Below are 17,236 nucleotides of genomic sequence, written 5' to 3' on the forward strand. Positions count from 1 at the left end.
TTCATAAATATCAACTACAGTCCTGAACTGTACAAAAAATTATGGTAAAAATTCTTGGTCAAGGACAGGCTTTTGGCTCACCGGGTATCGATCCTCGATGGACTCATGCTAATAAAGATGGAGTCGGAACAGCTTACTCTACTTCTAGTAACATTTGGTTTACTATTTGGAATGGTGTTATTACTGAAATCTACCATCCCACAGTAGACACTCCCCAAGTTCGGGACTTGCAGTATTTAATTTCTGATGGAAAAAGCTTTTTTCACGAAGAGAAGCGCCATCTTGAATCAAAAGTTGAACCTATGTGGACTCATGGTTTAGGATATCGGATCACTAATTCCGATCCACAAGGGCGTTATGCTGTCATCAAAGAAGTGATTGCTGACCCACATTTATCCTGTATTTTACAACATACAAAGTTAACAGGAGATAGCGATTTTATTTCCCAACTCCAGCTATACGCTTTGTGTGCGCCACATCTGGAAGTTGGAGGTAGAGGGAATAATGGTTACGCTGTACAAGTTGCTGGACATCGAATTCTCACAGCCGAGAAAGGAGGAAGATGGTTAGCGCTGGGTGCAACAATTCCCTTTACCCGTCTTTCTTGTGGCTACGTTGGTGAAAGTGATGGTTGGACAGATTTAGCTGATAACTTTCAGATGGATTGGGAGTTTGATAGTGCTGTAGATGGCAACATAGCATTAACTGGAGAACTAAATTTAGATAGCACTAAAGAGTTTACTTTAGGACTGGCATTTGGGACAAATCTGCACAATGCAATTTCCACACTGTTTCAGTCGCTCAATATTCCTTTTGAAAAGCAGAAACAGCTATATAACGAACAGTGGAAGCGATCGCGCGATGGCATCAAACCATTAGAAAATGGTTCTTATGATGATGGGAAGTTGTATCACAACAGCATTAGTCTGTTGTTGGCACATGAAGATAAAACCTATCCTGGCGCATTAATTGCATCTCTGGCTATCCCTTGGGGTGAAGCCAAAGACGACCAAGATCAAGGAGGATATCACCTTGTCTGGACGCGGGATATGGTTAGCAGTGTATCAGGTTTAGTGGCTGCTGGCAAAACTGATACAGCAGTGCGATCGCTAATTTATCTCGCCACTAGTCAGCAGGAAGATGGCGGTTTTCCCCAAAATTTCTGGGTTGATGGTAAACCTTATTGGACAGGTATCCAGCTTGATGAGGTGGCATTTCCCATTCTGTTAGCATGGCTATTGCACCAACAGAAAACTTGTTTAAACTTCGATATTTATCCAATGATTTTACGGGCGGCTGGTTATTTAATTCGTCAAGGCCCAGCTACCCAACAAGAACGCTGGGAAGAAAATAGCGGTTATTCACCATCAACATTAGCATCTAATATTGCCGCCTTAATTTGTGCTGCTCAATTTGTTCGTGAACGTGGCGATGAAGCAACAGCAAACTTTATCGAAGAATACGCTGATTTTTTAGAATCTCACATCGAAGCTTGGACAGTTACTACTGAAGGAACTTTAGTTTCTGGCATCAAACGCCATTACATTCGGATTACTCCTACAGATATTAATAATCCTCAACCTAACGAAAATCCTAACCAAGGAACTCTTTTTATCAGCAGTCAACCACCTGGGGAACCGTCAGAATTTCCCGCGAAGGAAATTGTTGATGGCGGTTTTTTGCAATTAGTACGCTATGGAATTCGCAAACCTGATGACCCGATTATTGTTGATTCTGTCAAAGTAATTGATGCAGTTTTGAAAGTCGATACATCTGCTGGGCCTTGTTGGCATCGTTACAACCACGACGGCTACGGACAGCAAGAAGACAACAGTCCTTATACCGGTTTTGGTAAGGGACGCGCTTGGCCTCTCTTAACAGGAGAACGGGGACATTATGAATTAGCTGTTGGCGGCGATGTCAAAACATATATCAAGGCGATGGAAGGATTTGCATCAGATACTTGTTTACTACCCGAACAGGTTTGGGATGAAGCAGATATACCTGAAAACCATCTGTATTTAGGAAAACCAACAGGTTCAGCAATGCCTTTGATGTGGGCGCATTCGGAATATATCAAACTGCTACGGTCAAATCATGATGGTCAAGTATTTGATTTGATTCCAGAGGTATCCAATCGATATCTAGGTGAGAGAAAGCAGTGTAAATTGTTGGAAATTTGGAAGTTTAACCGACAAATAGACAAAGTTAAAAAAGGTTATACATTGCGAATTCACGCTTTAGCATCTTTTCATTTGCATTGGTCAGATGATAATTGGCAAACCGTCAAAGATACACCTGCTACTTCTACAAAATTAGGAGTTAATTTTGTAGATATTTATATTTCTGATAATCAGGAACAGCCAATCAACTTTACCTTTTTCTGGATTGAAAGCAGCAAATGGGAAGGACACAATTATACGGTTATAATTTCGTAATTCCTAATTTATAATTCCCATTTCAATACATTTCGGATCAAAAAGAGTCATTATTATGCAGAATAACTCATCACCCAAACCAACAATTGAATACTGGCACGTCTGGACTGACAACGACGGTATAAGTCACCAATCCCGTTGTCAAATTGAAGACTTCATCGAAAAAGGCATAGCCCCGGATACCTCACCGCAGTGGCTTTCTAATTTGAAGCAGTCCGGTGCTACAATCACCTTTACTGTGCTACCTGTGGGATGGGTTGGTAACTGGCATGAGAACCCGAAACCCCAGTGGATCATCCCTTTGTCGGGACGCTGGTTTGTAGAGACTATGGACGGACAGCGAGTCGAGATGGGGGAAGGCGAAATTTCCTTTGGAGAAGATCAGGGTACGAAAGCAGACGCGCAAGGTCATAAAGGTCACTTATCTGGAACAGTAGGCGATGCGCCAGCTGTTCTAATAATGGTGCAATTTGAAGAGACTCCGACTATAGACCAATCTTGTCGATTTAGATAAGTGAGTTAGTAGCGAACTAAGATAACAGATTGTCATTGCGAACGCTTCATTCGCGGGAGCATCCCAATTTTGCAAATTGACTAAGATAACAGATTGTCATTGCGAATGAAGCGAAGCGGAATGAAGCAATCGCAAGGTCTAGGTGTTGCGATTGCTTCTCTTCTCTACGAGAGGCTGCGCCAACGAGACGCTACGCGAACGCTCCATTTCATTACGTACCCTACGGGAACGCCAAGGGCGAACGCAATGACAAAATATGTTTTTACACATTTGGGATGCTCCCTCATTCGCAATGACAAAATGTGTTTTTACACATTTGGGATGCTCCCTGAATTCGGAGGAAACGACGTGAATTTTCCCGTTAAGTCTGGAAATATCAAAATAAGGTTTTGAAGCCACAAGCAATTATCAACAAGTCATATTTAATGTTTGAGTTGATGTATAAATTATACAAATTCTGATAAACCATTCAAAAGCGGTAGATGAAATTGAACTTATTTACCTATCAAGATACAGGAAGTATTCAATGTTGTATGTTCTAGTGAAAAACTAGGGAACTAATCAGGAATTTTGCGGAGGTCGAGAGTTAATCAACAGAAAGTGATGAGCGAGTGCAACGGTGAAGAAATTCTTCGAGAGCTCTGCGGTCATTTAGGATTTGATTCAAAAGGAGATCAACATGAGAACTATTGAGCCTGAAATTGATAAGCAAGTTGTTAGCTCTGGATGGACAACCGCGATCGCTATTCTTATGATCGTGTTGGGCATCATTGCGATCGCCTTTCCCTTCTTTGCCAGCCTTACTTCAACCTTACTATTTGGCTGGGTATTTATCTTTGCCGGAATTACTCAAATTGTTTATGCCTTTCAATCGAGAGGTGCAGGTAAAGTCATCGGGAAGCTGATTCTCGGTCTTTTATATCTCTTGGCTGGAATTTTAGTAGTGGCAGATCCGCTAAAAGGGGTGCTGGCCTTGACGTTAGTCTTGGGCATTACCATTTTTTTGCAAGGCGTGATTCAAGTGGCGATCGCATTTCAAATGCGCCGGATTTCACCTAACTGGGGATTGATGCTGGTGAGCGGAATCATCGGCATTATTTTCGGTATTTTCGTTTGGTCTAACTTTCCGTTTGGCGCAGTTTGGCTAATTGGCACTTTCATTGGAATCAATCTCTTGTTTGATGGAGTTTGGATGCTGACTCTGCATTCAGGACAGCGACGCACTTCACAGTAGAGACTCAGAGCCGCACCGCACACAGCAGAACAAGTGGTATGCGTTTGTTGAGTGTGCCTCACAGTTTGACACTCCGAATTTTAGATTTTAGATTTTAGATTTTAGATTTTAGATTTTGAATTGTTTTTGGTTCAAGCCCCGCCCGAAGTCAAACGGAACAAATCTAAAAGACACTCGCGGACTCGCTTGCTGCCGGCGCTATCGCAAATCTAAAATCCAAAATTGTTTGACACACCTGCTATTTTTCAAAGCCAAGATTTAGAGAGCAATGCCTTATGTCTAGCTACCTAGAATCAAAATCTCATCCTTCAGAGAGGCAGCAAGCTGCTAGTTTACTGCGATCGTTGGGGTGGAGTGGATTTTGGATACAGTTTGTTTTAACCATTGTTTCTCTTCTCATTTTAGGGTTCGCGATTCTTGATCCGACTCTCAACCTCAATCTCAAATCAGGGATCGGTTTGCTGTCCGTGATTGGGGGAATTGCGGCTTTAGGCTTAAGCATTTACTGGTTCTTTCGCTACGTTCATCTTGGGCAACAATTGTCAGCCCCGGAACCAGCTTTACATCCTAGCCGCAAGGAAATAATTCAAGTTTTACAACTAGGAGTTCTAGTCAACTTGGCAGCAATGTTACTGACGTTAGTCGGTATCGAAACAATTGTTGGAGGCTTGATTCTCAAAACACTATCAGTTCCGCAAGGAGCCGCTATCTATCGGACAGGGCAACTGGTTGAGCCAATTGATATTTTTGTTGTACAAGCAAATATCAGTATGATTGTGGCTCAATTTGTGGGAATTGGAATTCCATTTTGGCTTGCAAGTCGCGTAGAACACCATTAGATAAGTGAGATTAACCTGAAGGCTCGAAACAATGAACTTTAAACGCATTCTGGTTGCCATTAATCATTCTCCTTTAACATCCATCGTGTTTGATCGGGCACTCAATTTAGCGCAGCAAGAGCAAGCTAATTTGATGATCCTTCATTGCCTCGTAGATTTTACTGGGATCGATCCAGGATTCGAGTCAGGTGGGATGTTTGGACCCTATCCGATCAACACTGGGCTTTCTCCATCATTTCGCGCGGAAACACTTCAGCTAGAGATTGAGCAGGCAAAAGCTTGGTTACAAGAATACTCTCATCAGGCAACTGCCCGAAATATTTCAACTGAATATCAACATCATTTTGGTGAGCCAGGGGCAACGATTTCCAGTATTGCTCAAGAGTGGAATGCTGACCTGATCGTACTGGGTCGGCATGACCACTCAGCGATCGCAGAGTTTTTCGTAGGTAGTGTCAGCAATCATGTGGTTGATCATGCGAATTGTTCTGTTTTAGTCATAAAAGATACAAATCCTAATAAAGATAAATAAAGAGGGAAGAACCGTGAAAGTAATTGATAAGACTGGCGGAATCGGCTTAGAAATTGGGACATTAACCATAAAAACAAAGACCCTTTCCCCAGAACTACTCCACAAGATAGATGCCTACTGGCGTGCCGCCAACTATCTGTCGGTTGGGCAAATTTATCTCTACGACAATCCATTGCTGAAAGAGCCTCTGCAACTCTCCCACGTCAAACCATTAGTGGTTGGACACTGGGGTACGACACCGGGACAGAACTTCATTTATGTACACTTGAACCGAGTGATTAAGAAATATGACCTAGATATGCTCTACATCGCTGGCCCTGGTCACGGTGGCCCGGCAATTGTGGGCAATGTTTACCTCGAAGGCACCTGGAGCGAAGTTTATCCCAACGTCACTCAGGACGAAGCTGGGTTGAAAAAGTTGTTCACGCAATTCTCATTTCCTGGTGGGATTTCCAGCCACGTTGCGCCGACAACGCCAGGGTCGATTCATGAAGGGGGTGAGTTGGGGTACTCCCTCAGTCATGCTTTTGGGGCTGCTTTCGACAATCCCGATCTGATTGTTGCCTGCGTCATCGGCGACGGGGAAGCGGAGACGGGCCCCTTAGCGACCGCATGGCAGTCTAACAAGTTACTCAACCCGATTACCGACGGTGCTGTGCTGCCAATCCTGCACCTGAATGGCTACAAAATCAATAACCCAACTGTCTTAGCTCGCATCGAGCATGAGGAGTTAGAGCAATTTCTCAGAGGTTGCGGCTGGACACCTTACTTTGTGGAAGGCGACGAGCCGGAAAGGATGCACGAACTTATGGCCAGCACCCTGGACAAGGCGATCGCAGATATTCGGCAAATCCAAAGCAATGCACGGAACCAGAACGATATGACTCGCCCGCGCTGGCCGGTGATCGTCCTGAAATCGCCCAAGGGCTGGACGGGGCCAAAAGTCGTCGATGGTTTGCAAATCGAAGGCACATCGCGATCGCACCAGGTGCCGCTACTGGTGAACTCCGAGCATCCCGGCCATGTCCAGCAGTTGGAAAGCTGGATGAAAAGCTACAAAGCAGAAGAACTGTTCGATGAAAACGGATGTCTCCTGCCGGAATTAGCTGAACTGGCCCCGAAGGGCGATCGCCGCATGGGTGCGAACCCCCACGCTAACGGCGGTATACTGCTGCACGACCTGCAAATGCCAGACTTCCGCGACCACGCGGTGTATGTGCCTGCACCTGGTGCCGTTGACGGTCAAGATACCCTTGTGCTGAGTGAATTCCTGCGTGATGTAGTCAAGCTGAATCAGCGCAATTTCCGCATCTTCGGCCCCGATGAGACACTCTCGAATCTTTTGGGTACGGTGTTTGAAGTCACTAATCGTCAGTGGGACGCACGGGAAGAAAAAAATGATGAATTCCTCGCGCCCGCCGGACAAGTACTGGACTCGATGCTCAGTGAACACCAGTGTCAAGGTTGGCTGGAAGGCTATTTGCTAACTGGGCGGCACGGACTATTCAACAGCTATGAGGCGTTTATTCGTATCGTTGATTCGATGTTCAGCCAGCACGCCAAGTGGCTAAAGGTAACATCGGAACTGCCCTGGCGACGGAAAATCGCATCGCTGAACTATTTGCTCGCCTCCCACGTCTGGCAGCAGGATCATAACGGATTCACACACCAAGACCCCGGTTTCCTCGACCACGTGATCAACAAGAAAGCCGATATTGTGCGTGTGTACCTGCCACCCGACGCTAACTGTCTGCTATCGGTCTTTGATCACTGCCTACGCAGCCGACACTACGTGAATGTGGTAGTTGCTGGCAAACACGCCCTCCCGCAATGGCTGAGTATGGACGCGGCGATCGTGCATTGCACTGAAGGCATTGGTATCTGGCAATGGGCTAGCAACGACCAGGATACCGAGCCGGATGTGGTGATGGCTTGCTGTGGAGATACGCCGACGCTAGAGATTTTGGCTGCCGTTTCCATCCTGCGCGAACATCTGCCCGATCTGAAAATTCGGGTAATTAATGTTGTCGATCTGATGAAGTTGCAGTCCGAGAGCGAACATCCGCACGGACTGAGCGAAATAGATTACGATTCACTCTTCACCAAAGACAAGCACATCATCTTTGGCTTTCATGGATACCCCTGGTTAGTACATCGGCTAACCTACCGCCGCACCAATCGCAATCTCCACGTCCGGGGCTACAAGGAAGAAGGCACAATCACAACAGCTTTTGACATGAGGGTGCAAAATGACCTGGATCGCTTTCATCTAGTGCAAGATGTGGTGGATCGTCTGCTGCATTTGGGTAGTCAGGGAGACTATCTCAAGCAGATGATGCAGGACAAGTTGATCGAGCATAAGCATTACATCGACCAGCACGGCGAAGACTTGCCAGAAATCCGTAACTGGAAGTGGAAGAACCTCAATTAACAATTCAAAATTCAAAATGACGCTCGCGGACTCGCTCTAAGCGAAGCCATGCCGAAGGCTTTACGCTGCGCTAACAAAATTCAAAATTAAAGACATTTCAGACGTTCGCGTAGCGTCTCGTAGAGAAGAGAAGTGCCTTGCGCGGGTTCCCCGCGTTGTGGCAACTGACGCTCCTCCGTCGCTCTAAGCGAAGCCATGCCGAAGGCTTTACGCTAGCGCTAACGGGGGATTTAGCGAGAAACGCGGTCTTGGGATGCATCCCAAGTGGAGCGATTTCTCAAGACAAACCCCGACTGAAATGGGTGCTACATGTTGTAGATTGCAGGTTCTTAAACCCTTTAATTTACGATGAAAGCACGTGCTTTCATGTGCTGTTTCTACATTTTTGGAATTTTTTAAGGAGATCGAACATGACCACCCAGATTGAAGTTAAAGGTCGGAACACTCCGTTCACACTGGATTGGGAAAAGCGGCGCTGGCAGTCTTTGGAGAAGCAGCAGGAGAGTGATTTTCCGTTGATCGCAGTTTTGGATGGCAAGCGCTATGAGCTGTATTCGGATGGAACATTCGCCGAGGTGGAACGGTGAGTAAAAAGGCATCATTTCCAGCTTCGCAGCCCTACGCGCCACGGAGAGATGACAGTTCACATGAGCTGATAGCCACTGGCACAACAATGGAGTCACTATGACATCCAGACAGGCTGATGATTCTCAAAATAATTCTCAAAGTGGTTCTACCCAGACAACTGGTAGCACTGTCATTGAAAAACAAAAACCTGCTGAGGTGCAAGCAGCCCCGCCTTCTGAGCCTCAGCCCCCACCCCAGAAACCCTGGCAAAAGGTGCCTAAAGCTTTAGGCATTATCCTGGCGATCGCTATTCTCGCTGGACTAGGATACGGGGTTTACCGCCTGTTTTTCTACCATCCCGAGCCAGAGGGACTGTTTCTCAGTGGGCGGATTGAAGGCTACGAAACCGACATCGCCGCCAAAACAGGCGGCAAAGTTGCTGATGTGGCGGTGAGGGAAGGGGATGACGTGAAGCCCGGTCAGGTTTTGGTGCGTCTGGATGACTCGGACTTACAGGCACAGTTGCAAGGTACTATTGCTCGCGTGCGTCAGGCGAAAGAAGTTTTGGTGAGCTATCGGCAGCAGTTGCCGATCCTGCAAGCTCAATTGCAGCAGGCAAACGTGACGACCCACCAGGCACAACAGGATAGTCAGGGTAAAGTGACGCAGGCAGTGAACGCCCTTGCCTCCAATCACGCTGATCTGGCGGCAGCACTGGCGAATCTGAAGCTGGCACAAAGTCAACAAAAACGGTATGTAGCCTTGTATGCTCAGGGTGCTGTCTCTGCTGATTTAGCCGATCAGTATAAGAATGCTGCCGCCACTGCCCAAGCCAAAGTTGAAGCTGCCCGTCAGACCATGCGAGCGGCAGTAGGCACGCTGACGCAAGCACAAGCGACGTTAAGCAATACACCAATTAAAGCAGCGGCAGCAGTGCAGATTGAGAAACAAATTGCCCAGGCGCAAACTCAGATCAGTGTCTATGAGCAAGCGCTGCTAGATGCTAAGGCAACACAGGCACAAACCCAGGCGGATTTGAATTATCTGGTGATTAAGAGTCCGATGGTGGGCAACGTGATTACGCGGGATGCGGAACCGGGTGAGGTGATTGCTGCCGGGGCACCACTGCTGACGCTGGTAAACCAGGACAAGCTGTATCTGCGCGGCTTTGTGGCAGAAGGGCAGATTGGCAGTGTCAAGCTGGGTCAGCGATCGCTGGTGTATCTTGATTCGGCTCCTGATCGCCCTCTGGAAGCAACCGTCACTCGTATTGATCCCAAAGCCAGCTTTACGCCTGCAAACATCTATTTCCAAAAAGACCGGGTGACGCAGGTCTTTGGTGTTGAACTCACCCTTAAAGATGCCCAGGGTTTAGCAAAACAGGGAATGCCCTCTGATGGACGCATCCTCATTCCCGCAGCGTCCCAAAAGCGTGTGTCGGTTCTTTTGCCCAATTTTCTTGGCTTCCTCTAAGCGTCCTCCTCTGGTTCCCCATAACCTAGACACTATCTAAAAGACATAGGAGTGAAAATGACGTAGGGACAATTCATGAATTGTCCCTACCAAGGATTTCGAGCAACGCAGAATTAATTTTCCCAGATGTCTAAAAAAGTCGGACTGCACTCAGCCAGGAATCTACAACATCATGACACAGGCTCTTCAGGCAGCGACTCCATCCCAGCGAACCAATGCGCCGATCATTTCCCTGCGTGATTTGCGGCACCGCTATGGCAAGCAAGCCCAGGATGCTGTCGCTGGCATCAATTTAGACATTTATCCTGGCGAAATCTTTGGGTTGATTGGTCCCGATGGCGCTGGCAAGACGACGACCTTTCAGATTCTCTCTGGAGTGATGCCGCAAACCAGCGGCATTGTGGAAGTGATGGGGTTGCATCCCAGGGAGGCGCGGTTGCAGATGGGCTACCAGACGCAACGCTTTAGCCTGTACGTGGACATGAGCGTTGCGGAAAACCTGCAATATGCGGCAGGTTTGCGGGAGGTGAGCGATCGCGACTTCAAAAGCCGCAGTGAACATTTCCTCGGCTTGTTGGATCTGGCACAATTCAAAGAACGGCTAGCGGGAAAGCTCTCTGGCGGGATGAAGCAAAAGCTGGGATTGTGCTGCACACTAATTCACAACCCCCGGATTGTGCTGCTGGATGAACCAACGACAGGCGTTGATCCCATTTCGCGGCGGGAGTTTTGGGATATTTTGGCGCAGCTTTCCAGTACGGAAGGACTCACAACCGTGGTTGCCACGCCCTACCTGGATGAAGCCGAGCGCTGTTCCCGCATCGCCTTTATGTATGAGGGAAAAATTCAGCAATGTGACACACCAGCCAGAGTGAAAGCCAGCCTGGGTATGCAGAGGTTGGAAGTGTATCTACCCGTTGACCAGTTGGACGAGGCAGAGGACAAGCTCAAGCACGATGCGGATCTGCAAGAATCGATTGCTGATGTGCAGCGCTTTGGCGATCACCTGGATGTCCTCACCGCCCAACCCCAGCAAACAACCACTGACCTCCAGGGCGTTCTGGAGCGGCACCAGATCCAGGTAAAGAATGTTGTAACCGATACACCAACCTTAGAAAACGCCTTCGTCTTGCGTCTGCGCGACCTCAAAGGGGACATCGCAGCAGGTGAATATCCGCATATTTTTCGGCAACAGCGATCGCTAGGGACGGCGATCGGCGCTCAACATCTCAACAAAATATTCGGTAATTTCAATGCGGTTAAAGACATCAACTTAGACATCCAATATGGAGAAGTGTTTGGGCTATTGGGCGCAAATGGAGCGGGTAAAACTACCGCCATAAAAATGCTGTGCGGTTTGCTAACAGCCAGTTCTGGCAAGGTCATGCTGGCAGGCGAAACAGGTGAACTGCGGAGTGAACAGGTGCGCCAAAAACTTGGTTATATGTCTCAAAAGTTCACGCTTTACGATGACCTGACGATCAACCAAAATCTGGAATTTTACTGTGGTGTTTATGCAGTGCCACGTAAACACCGCCCCGCCAAGAAAAATTGGGTGTTGCAGATGAGCGACCTGGTGGGACAAGGCGATCGCATGACGGGTGACTTACCTGGCGGCTGGAAGCAGCGCGTTGCCTTTGGCGCATCGGTGATGCACGAACCCAAAATTGTCTTTTTGGATGAGCCAACGTCGGGCGTTGATCCACTGGCACGACGACAGTTTTGGCGTTGGATCAATCAGTTTGCGCGGGAAGGAATGGCAATTTTGGTAACTACCCACTATCTGGAAGAAGCCGAACAGTGTCACCGCCTGGGCTTCATGGTGGCTGGAGAACTCGTCGCTCAGGGGACACCGCGACAAGTCAAAGATGACCAACCGGGACGGCTGATTGAGTGGGAGTGCGAACCGTTGCAGCAGGCATCTGATCTGCTCAAACAGAAGTTCGATCGCTGGCGCGTCTCCATTTTCGGTTCCCGGTTGCACACCATTCTCGATGACCCCAGTAGTCAGGTGCCGCAAATCGAACATTGGCTGAAGGATCTGGGGATCACCATTCACAGTCACAGTGAAATTGCATTTTCGCTAGAAGACGTGTTTATCAGCGTCGTGGAGCAAGCACGGCAGCGCGGGCTTGAGATTTCAGTCGATTAATTAGGAGAAATACTTGTGGCAGTACGACCCAAACGGATCATTGCTCAAATCCTCAAAGAACTGACCCAACTGGGACGCGATCGCCTGAGCTTAACAATGGCACTGGGTTTACCCATCCTGCTGTTGCTGCTGTATGGTTTTGCCGTCTCGCTGCAAGTCAACGAGATTAACTTTGGCTTTCAAGATTTATCGATGACCCCTAGCAGCCGGGAATACATTGCCACCTTTGAACGCACACAGACCTTCCAGGTGGTTGCACAGGGTACTGGTGTGGATCTTCCTCATCTGCTGGATCAGGGGTGGATTTCCGGCGGCATCATCATTCCCCCCAAATTCTCGCGGGATTTAAACCGAGCCGATCGCACAGCAAACGTGCAGCTTTTGCTGGATGGCAGCGATTCCAACACCGCGAATGTGATTCGCGGCTATGCCAACGCGACGAACAGCGCCTTTGTCCAGAACTTACAATCATCTGGTGCGACTACTCCGGTCAATTTGCAATCACGACTATGGTATAATCCCGGCTTGGAAACCCTGAAATATATCGGTCCTGGCGCGATCGCTATGACGGTAACGCTGTTTCCACCACTGCTGGCGGGTTTAGCGACTGCAAAAGAGCGGGAACAAAGCACGATTCTACAAGTGTACGCTTCTAGCCTCACGGGTACAGAATACCTGTTGGGGAAAGCAGTGGCATTTTGGCTGGTGGGTATGGCAGAAATTTTGCTTGTCAACCTGGAGTCCTGGCTATGCTTTGGACTGTGGTTTGTGGGCGACCCTACGCCTGTTATTCTGGGTTCCGTTCTCTACATTGCCTGTGGCGTTTTCTGGGGCATCTTTTTAGGTGCCAGTACCAACTCCCAGAGTACGGTGATTCAGAACGTTTCCTTCACCGCCTTTTTGCTCTCCCTCCAGCTATCGGGTTTCATTTACCCAATCGCAAATATTCCGATCGCCATCCAGTGGGTATCGCTGCTGATTCCGGCGCGACACTACATTCTGCTGACACGCAATGCCTACGCCCGTGGCTCTGGCTGGGTGAGTGATTGGAGTCCCTTACTAGGGTTGCTGCTGCTGGCAATCCTCTTTTTCTTCCTGGCTTGGCGCAAACTGCAAACGATGCAGGTGGAGTCCTAAATGATGCACTGGATTGACAGAATCTTAAGTAGTCGCTTCTGGGCGTTGTTTCAGAAAGAATGTACTCAAATCTTGCACAACCGTGCCCTGGTGATCCAATTGCTGTTGCCGCCAACTCTCTTTCTGATCTTATTTGGCGTCGCGCTCGATCCTGATGTTAAAGGACTGAAAGTGGGGATTACAGACTACAGCCATAGTCGTGCTTCCCGCGAATTCACAGAAATTTTTAGCCAAACGGATGCCTTTACTGTCAGCAAGCACTATGCCGATCAACAGGATATGACGGCGGATCTAGCAAAGGGTGCCCTCACAGTTGGCATTGTCATTCCACCTGAATTTGCCGATGACATTGCCCGCAGACGCACGGCTGACGTGCAGGCACTCTTTGATGCCATCAATGCTAACACCGCCACTACAGCATCGACTTATGTCAGCCAATTGGTCAACGATTATAATCAGCGGCGATCGCAAGTAAACGCCTACAGTCAAGAAGTCGCCAGTGCCAGTAACGCAACTAATAATACCACTACTTCAACGGACTATCCCTCCAGTCAACTGACTATCGGCTCCAGCCCGTTAACCGATAACACGACAAATCAAAACTTAGAGCCTTCAATCAGCACATCTAGCAATCAGAACAATAGTAGTACTCAGACTTCAAGTAGCAATGCCATCAATCAAACTTCTAATACCCCAACGAATAGCTCTACCAGTCAAAGTTCTAGCAATGCCATCAATCAAACTTCTAATACCCCAACTAATAACTCTACCAGTCAAAGTTCTCCCAATGCCATCAATCAAACTTCTAGTACCCTAACTAATAACTCTACCAGTCAAAGTTCTAGCAATGCCATCAATCAAACTTCTAATACCCTAACTAATAACTCTACAACTAGTAACGCAAATCAATCAAACATCAGTTCTGATAGTTCGAGCAGCAGCACAATTGATCAGAGCGTCAGTTCTGCGACCAACAACTCTGATCAGCAGAATTCAAACACTTCAACCAACAGCGCCAATCAGCAGAACACCTCCAGCCCATCAATAGATACTCCCTCCAGCCAATCGTTACAGCGCAATCAAGTTGAGATGCAAACAGAGGTGCTTTATAATCCGGGGCTAGATACCGCCTGGTTTATTGTACCGGGAATTATTGGCATTTTGATGACTGTGCTTGGTTCTCAAACAGCCGCATCATTAGTGGTCAGGGAAAAAGAGGCAGGAACGATCGAACAACTGGTCATGACACCCGCTTCCAGCACTCAGATCATCCTGGCAAAAATTATTCCGCTGCTAATTCTACTCACCTTTGATTTGTTAGTGGGGTTAGCGGTAGGTAGGTTAATTTTTGGAATGCCATTTCGAGGCAACTTACTGCTTCTGCTGATCATTTCGATCCTTTACTTTACGGTGGGAATCAGTATCGGCATTCTGGTTGCTAGCTACGCCAAAAGCCAGCAGCAGTGCCAGCTCATTACTTTCTTTATCAACCCGCCCCTGTCGCTTCTCAGTGGAGCAACCTCTCCTATTGCCTCGATGAACTCGTTCATGCAATCGCTGACCTACTTGAACCCCATGCGTTACTTCATTGAAGTCTGTCGTGCCATCATCCTCAAAGGTGTGGGACTAGAAGTTCTGTGGACCCAAGTGCTAATTTTAATCGCGTTTGCGGCCATATTGTTGACTCTCAGTGTGCGCCAATTTAGCCGTCAGCTTGCGTAATTCTTTTCGCAGTGAAGTCAGCGGACGCAATATTTCTCTCTACGAGACGCTGGAAAGCGAACGCACTACGTGTCTCGAAATATATATATTTTTTCATTTTCCATAAATGAATTTAGTTGCTCTGTATCCTTAATTAAACAATTCAAAATTATTTCTTAAATTTTGAATTTTGAATTTTGAATTCAAAAAATGGTCATATTTAATGTTTGAGTTATGTATAACTTATACAAATTCTGATAAAACATTCAAAAGTGGTAGATGAAATTGAACTTATTTACCTAGCAAGATATAAGAAGTATTTGATGCTTTATGTTTTAGTGAGAAAGTGATAAATCTGGTGAGAAATCCGGGATAAGCATTACATCGACCAGCACGGCGAAGACTTGCCGGAAATCCACAACTGGTAGTGGAGTTCGGATGCAACACCAATAGAGAAACTGCTCGTCGGCTTGGGGGGAAAATAATGCACATTGGGATCGCGGCGGATCATGGTGGGTTTGAGTTGAAAGTGCAACTGACGGCGGCTCTAAAGGAGGCTGGCTATGAGGTTGAAGATTTTGGTGCTTATGAGTTAATTAAAGGAGATGACTACCCAGATTTTGTTGTACCACTAGCCCAGGCGGTGGCGAAGGGCACAATCCTTCGCGGTTTAGCCATTTGCGGTAGTGGGATAGGAGCTTGTGTTGCTGCTAACAAGGTAGCAGGTGTGCGGGCGGCGTTAATCGCGGATTCATTCTCCGCTCATCAGGGGGTGGAGGATGACGACATGAACGTGATGTGTCTGGGCGGACAAGTCACTGGATATGCCGAATCCTGGGAATTGGTTCAGATATTTCTGGCTGCTCGTTTCCAGCAAGATGAACGTTTCCAGCGACGGCTTGAGAAAGTAGCGGCATTGGAATTTTGAGATGAAAAGGAACTCTGAACGGGCAACAGAGAGAAACTTTCCGAATTTTAGATTTTAAATTTTGGATTTTGGATTGTTGGCGTAGCCTCTCCGTCAGGAGAAGATTCAAAATCCGTCTTAGAAAGTTTGCTCAAGTCAAGCCACTCCGTTGCGGGGGTTCCCACGCCGCTTGACGCCAGTCCGCTCAAGTCGGGAGACCCGCCCACGCGGCTGGCTCCTTTATGCCGGGGAACCCGTCCACCGCAATGGCTCCCCGTTGTAGGAAGTGGCGCAGCAGAGCCGCCCACGCAACTTTCCGCAAAATTTAAAAAGGTCTCAGAGCAAGCGAATTTAAACGCGAGAAGAAATCTAAAATCCAAAATCTAAAATTCTTGACTTGCCCCTGACTTGATTGCTGGGGTCAATCTAAAATCTAAAATCCAAAATTGTGTGACTGTACGCCAGCAAAAAATATGAAATCAAAGGTTGTCGAAATGATGATTGCACCTTCGCTCCTTGCCTCCAACCAGTCTTGCTTTGGACAAGAAGCCGAACGTGCCGAACGTTCTGGTGCCGATCGGCTGCACCTCGATATCATGGATGGCCACTTCGTCCCGAACATTTCCTTCGGTCCGCAAGTTGTCAAAGCCATCCGCCCACTCACCAAACTTTTCTTTGACGTTCACCTCATGTGTTCCCAGCCAGACATCCTGCTCGAACCCTTTGCGAAAGCCGGTGTGGACGAAATGATCATTCACGTCGAACTTGGCGAACAAGTCCCATCCCTGATCCACAAAATAAAATCCCTCGGCAAAAAAGTCGGACTCGCCATCAATCCACCTACTGCGATCGCATCTGTCCAGCCGTTTCTCGAACAAATTGATCTACTGCTCGTGATGACTGTCAATCCGGGATTCGGCGGACAGGAATTTATCCCCAAATGCCTGCCCAAAATCCGGCAGGCCCAAGGGTGGCGGCGCGAAAAAAACCTGTCCTACCGCATCAGCGTGGATGGCGGCATTAATGACCAAACCGCCGCCGAATGCGCCCGCACCGGAGCGGATACATTTGTAGCGGGCACGAGCTTGTTCGGTGCCCCCAGCCTGAAAACCGCCATTAAAAAAATGCGCCAGATTGTCAACGAGAACCAACCCGGCGCTAGCGGATGGGAAAGTTTGAAATCAACGGACGAATCAAATTCACCTGATTCATTTCCTTGCATCCAAAAGATGCACCTTCCAGAGTGGAGCAACCCGAAATGAATGTCCAAAAGCTAATCGAAACCGTGAAGATGCTTGTTGCTGACAATAA

General features: G+C 47.7%; 14 protein-coding genes. All 14 read left to right on the top strand.

Annotation, left to right across the window (positions count from 1 at the left end; all coding sequences use genetic code 11):
* The first annotated feature begins 41 nt into the window (after window positions 1-41).
* The 14 genes from V7K76_RS09855 (at window position 42) to rpe (ending at window position 17,187) form a co-directional block, all read left to right on the top strand.
* Window positions 42-2,438 (top strand): glycoside hydrolase family 15 protein, encoded by a 2,397-nt coding sequence (locus V7K76_RS09855; RefSeq protein WP_334776474.1) that lies wholly within the window; start codon window positions 42-44, stop codon window positions 2,436-2,438.
* A 55-nt stretch (window positions 2,439-2,493) separates the two neighbouring features.
* On the top strand, window positions 2,494-2,952 hold the full coding sequence (locus tag V7K76_RS09860) for a cupin domain-containing protein (protein WP_334776475.1): 459 nt from the start codon (window positions 2,494-2,496) through the stop codon (window positions 2,950-2,952).
* A gap of 603 nt (window positions 2,953-3,555) precedes the next feature.
* Window positions 3,556-3,645: a hypothetical protein gene (locus tag V7K76_RS34580; RefSeq protein ID WP_442936169.1), complete on the top strand. Its 90-nt coding sequence runs from the start codon at window positions 3,556-3,558 to the stop codon at window positions 3,643-3,645.
* A complete protein-coding gene (locus tag V7K76_RS09865) occupies window positions 3,632-4,186 on the top strand; it encodes an HdeD family acid-resistance protein (RefSeq protein ID WP_334776476.1) in 555 nt (184 codons plus the stop codon). Before V7K76_RS34580 ends, V7K76_RS09865 begins: the two co-directional genes overlap by 14 nt.
* Window positions 4,187-4,461: 275 nt before the next feature.
* Window positions 4,462-5,025 (top strand): DUF3611 family protein, encoded by a 564-nt coding sequence (locus tag V7K76_RS09870; protein WP_334776477.1) that lies wholly within the window; start codon window positions 4,462-4,464, stop codon window positions 5,023-5,025.
* 31 nt (window positions 5,026-5,056) lie between these two features.
* Complete coding sequence (locus tag V7K76_RS09875; protein ID WP_334776478.1) at window positions 5,057-5,557, top strand: universal stress protein; 501 nt, start codon at window positions 5,057-5,059, stop codon at window positions 5,555-5,557.
* 22 nt (window positions 5,558-5,579) lie between these two features.
* Window positions 5,580-7,988, top strand: coding sequence for a phosphoketolase family protein (locus V7K76_RS09880; RefSeq protein ID WP_442936175.1), 2,409 nt, complete (start codon window positions 5,580-5,582; stop codon window positions 7,986-7,988).
* 410 nt (window positions 7,989-8,398) lie between these two features.
* On the top strand, window positions 8,399-8,575 hold the full coding sequence (locus V7K76_RS09885; protein WP_334776479.1) for a hypothetical protein: 177 nt from the start codon (window positions 8,399-8,401) through the stop codon (window positions 8,573-8,575).
* A 97-nt stretch (window positions 8,576-8,672) separates the two neighbouring features.
* A complete protein-coding gene (locus tag V7K76_RS09890) occupies window positions 8,673-10,028 on the top strand; it encodes an HlyD family secretion protein (protein ID WP_334776480.1) in 1,356 nt (451 codons plus the stop codon).
* A gap of 172 nt (window positions 10,029-10,200) precedes the next feature.
* A complete protein-coding gene (locus V7K76_RS09895) occupies window positions 10,201-12,180 on the top strand; it encodes an ATP-binding cassette domain-containing protein (protein ID WP_334776481.1) in 1,980 nt (659 codons plus the stop codon).
* A 15-nt stretch (window positions 12,181-12,195) separates the two neighbouring features.
* On the top strand, window positions 12,196-13,317 hold the full coding sequence (locus V7K76_RS09900; RefSeq protein ID WP_334776482.1) for an ABC transporter permease: 1,122 nt from the start codon (window positions 12,196-12,198) through the stop codon (window positions 13,315-13,317).
* A complete protein-coding gene (locus V7K76_RS09905) occupies window positions 13,318-15,039 on the top strand; it encodes an ABC transporter permease (protein WP_335029753.1) in 1,722 nt (573 codons plus the stop codon).
* Window positions 15,040-15,502: 463 nt separating this feature from the next.
* Complete coding sequence (locus V7K76_RS09910; RefSeq protein ID WP_334776485.1) at window positions 15,503-15,946, top strand: RpiB/LacA/LacB family sugar-phosphate isomerase; 444 nt, start codon at window positions 15,503-15,505, stop codon at window positions 15,944-15,946.
* 473 nt (window positions 15,947-16,419) lie between these two features.
* A complete protein-coding gene (rpe, locus tag V7K76_RS09915; RefSeq protein ID WP_334776486.1) occupies window positions 16,420-17,187 on the top strand; it encodes a ribulose-phosphate 3-epimerase in 768 nt (255 codons plus the stop codon).
* Window positions 17,188-17,236: the final 49 nt, after the last annotated feature.

The organism is Nostoc sp. (genome assembly GCF_036917975.1).
GTDB lineage: Bacteria > Cyanobacteriota > Cyanobacteriia > Cyanobacteriales > Nostocaceae > Nostoc.

Coding starts and splice junctions, on each gene's coding strand:
- rpe (WP_334776486.1), top strand. CDS start 16,420: ATGATGATTGCACCTTCGCTCCTTGCCTCCAACCAGTCTTGCTTTGGA.
- V7K76_RS09895 (WP_334776481.1), top strand. CDS start 10,201: ATGACACAGGCTCTTCAGGCAGCGACTCCATCCCAGCGAACCAATGCG.
- V7K76_RS09885 (WP_334776479.1), top strand. CDS start 8,399: ATGACCACCCAGATTGAAGTTAAAGGTCGGAACACTCCGTTCACACTG.
- V7K76_RS34580 (WP_442936169.1), top strand. CDS start 3,556: ATGAGCGAGTGCAACGGTGAAGAAATTCTTCGAGAGCTCTGCGGTCAT.
- V7K76_RS09890 (WP_334776480.1), top strand. CDS start 8,673: ATGACATCCAGACAGGCTGATGATTCTCAAAATAATTCTCAAAGTGGT.
- V7K76_RS09905 (WP_335029753.1), top strand. CDS start 13,318: ATGATGCACTGGATTGACAGAATCTTAAGTAGTCGCTTCTGGGCGTTG.
- V7K76_RS09875 (WP_334776478.1), top strand. CDS start 5,057: ATGAACTTTAAACGCATTCTGGTTGCCATTAATCATTCTCCTTTAACA.
- V7K76_RS09910 (WP_334776485.1), top strand. CDS start 15,503: ATGCACATTGGGATCGCGGCGGATCATGGTGGGTTTGAGTTGAAAGTG.
- V7K76_RS09860 (WP_334776475.1), top strand. CDS start 2,494: ATGCAGAATAACTCATCACCCAAACCAACAATTGAATACTGGCACGTC.
- V7K76_RS09870 (WP_334776477.1), top strand. CDS start 4,462: ATGTCTAGCTACCTAGAATCAAAATCTCATCCTTCAGAGAGGCAGCAA.
- V7K76_RS09855 (WP_334776474.1), top strand. CDS start 42: ATGGTAAAAATTCTTGGTCAAGGACAGGCTTTTGGCTCACCGGGTATC.
- V7K76_RS09865 (WP_334776476.1), top strand. CDS start 3,632: ATGAGAACTATTGAGCCTGAAATTGATAAGCAAGTTGTTAGCTCTGGA.